Origin of the sequence: Oscillibacter sp. UBA6647, from assembly GCA_002455655.1 — a bacterium.
Lineage (GTDB): Bacteria > Bacillota > Clostridia > Oscillospirales > Oscillospiraceae > Oscillibacter.
Window position 1 is genome coordinate 4836 of the sequence record DKLF01000117.1, and the last position, 1830, is coordinate 6665.

Annotated in this window: 3 protein-coding genes; 2 read left to right on the top strand and 1 reads right to left on the bottom strand. The window is 51.7% G+C overall.

The features are described 5' to 3' along the window. Window positions 1-74: 74 nt before the first annotated feature. A complete protein-coding gene (locus B2W96_RS08655) occupies window positions 75-323 on the bottom strand; it encodes a helix-turn-helix transcriptional regulator (RefSeq protein WP_293009889.1) in 249 nt (82 codons plus the stop codon). A 211-nt stretch (window positions 324-534) separates the two neighbouring features. Between B2W96_RS08655 and B2W96_RS08660 the strand changes: the two genes are divergently transcribed. Together B2W96_RS08660 and B2W96_RS08665 are read left to right on the top strand one after the other, a co-directional pair. Then, on the top strand, window positions 535-876 hold the full coding sequence (locus B2W96_RS08660; protein WP_293009890.1) for an MCP four helix bundle domain-containing protein: 342 nt from the start codon (window positions 535-537) through the stop codon (window positions 874-876). Window positions 877-969: 93 nt separating this feature from the next. Beyond that, window positions 970-1830, top strand: an 861-nt coding sequence (locus B2W96_RS08665; protein WP_293009891.1) for a methyl-accepting chemotaxis protein, incomplete at its 3' end; no start/stop codon positions are given.

Sequence of the window (1830 nt, forward strand, 5' to 3'; positions counted from 1 at the left end):
ATGCATACAGCGGACGGTCTTGCTCATATCCCGGTGCCTACAAGGACGCCAGTGAGGAACGGCGGCAAAGCGGGCTATTTCAGGCGCAGATCCTGAAAAAATTCATCAAAGCTTTCCACATGATAAAGTTCCTTCAGGGCAAGCAGGACACTCACTCTGATATTGTAGCGGCCCCGCTCCATTTGCGAAAGAACCTCCCGGCTGATGGATAAGCCCATCAACTCAAGGCTTGCGGCGACCTGCTCCTGAGAGAGGCGTGCGTGTTTTCGAAGCCGCTTTAAATTGATTCCCATGGAAATGTCTTGTTTGAGTTTCTCCGACATATAAGCCCCCTTCCGGAAGTATTTAAAAATCCTTTAAATACTTTTGTTGATTTTATCGTATTGTATATGATAAAATTGGAATGCATAGATTCCAAAATTAAGGAAAGCACACATCCAAAAAGGAAAGAGGCGAGTTAACAAAAGGCAACACGCCGTTGTGGCGCAATGAATTAGTGGAAACAGCTTTAAAAAAGATAAAGGGGAAAAATATATGGGAAAATGGTATAAAAATTTAAAAATTGCAACAAAGGTCACAGGTGGATTTTTAATTGTGGCGCTGATTGCGGGCATCATCGGTGCGATTGGAATTGTTAGTCTGGAGAGTGTGGAGACGTCTTATAAAATTGCTTATCAGGATTCGACTGCCGCGCTGGAATGTCTTGAGAAAATCAGCTCTGCCAACCAAAAAATCCGGGGCAACCTTTATAAGCTTCTGCTGGCAGGAACGCAGCAGGAAAAGCAGGGGGTCCGAACCGAGCTTTCCGATATCGACAGTACGATTGAGGAGGCGCTTGCGGATTACAAGGCGATGCTGGTCAAATATGATGCCTAAGAGGTTGAAGAAGAGCTGGCGCTGATTGCCGAAATGGAGTCAAGGCTTCAGGCGTTTCAGAAAATACGGGATGAATTTGTAGAAGGACCCGGAATGAAGCCGGATAACTGGGTGGAAGGCTATTCTGTCTTGACAAATGAGGTTAGCACAACTCGAGAGGCAGTTGAAGAGAGCATCACGGCTGCCATCGACTATAATAACGCGTATATCGTCCAGCAGGTTGAGACAATGGACCGGCAGGTGAAGGTGACCGAGGCTGTTATGAGCGTGACCATCGCAATCGGCGTGGTGCTGGCGGTGCTCATCGGGATTCTGATTGCCCGAAATTTGTCCCGGCGCATCCGTGTGGTGGTGGAGGCCACGGAAAAGCTGTCCGTGGGACATCTTGATGTTCATATCGACGTGGATTCCAGAGATGAAATCGGCGTGCTGGCCGAATCCTCCCGCAAAATGTCCGACACGCTGAAGGCGATTATCAGCGACCTTTCCCGGGAGCTGGAGGCATTTGCCGACGGCAATTTTGCCATGGACTCTCAGGCGGAGGACAGCTACGTGGGGGACTACCGTCCCATGCTGGACAACATCCGGAAGATGCGGGACAAGCTCAGCGATACGCTCAGCAACATAGGCCTTGCTGCGGAGCAGGTGTCCACCGGCTCCGAGCAGGTTTCCGCCGGCGCGCAGGCGCTGGCCAGCGGCTCCACAGAGCAGGCCGCCGCCGTAGAGGAGCTGGGCGCCACGGTGGAGCACATCTCGGATCAAGCCCGGGGAAACCTGGACATGGTGGATTCTGCGGCAAAGTCCATTCGCAAGTCCGACGAAGGCGTCACTGCCGGAAACCGGCACATGGAACAGCTCACAGAGGCCATGGCCGGGGTGGCCTCCGCGTCCAGCCAGATTGCCAGCATTACCAAGGTCATCGAGGATATCGCGTTCCAGACTAATATTCTGGCG

What these genes read in the sequence shown, in the direction of transcription:
- B2W96_RS08655 (WP_293009889.1), bottom strand. Translation starts at nt 323, where the DNA reads ATGTCGGAGAAACTCAAACAAGACATTTCCATGGGAATCAATTTAAAG.
- B2W96_RS08660 (WP_293009890.1), top strand. Translation starts at nt 535, where the DNA reads ATGGGAAAATGGTATAAAAATTTAAAAATTGCAACAAAGGTCACAGGT.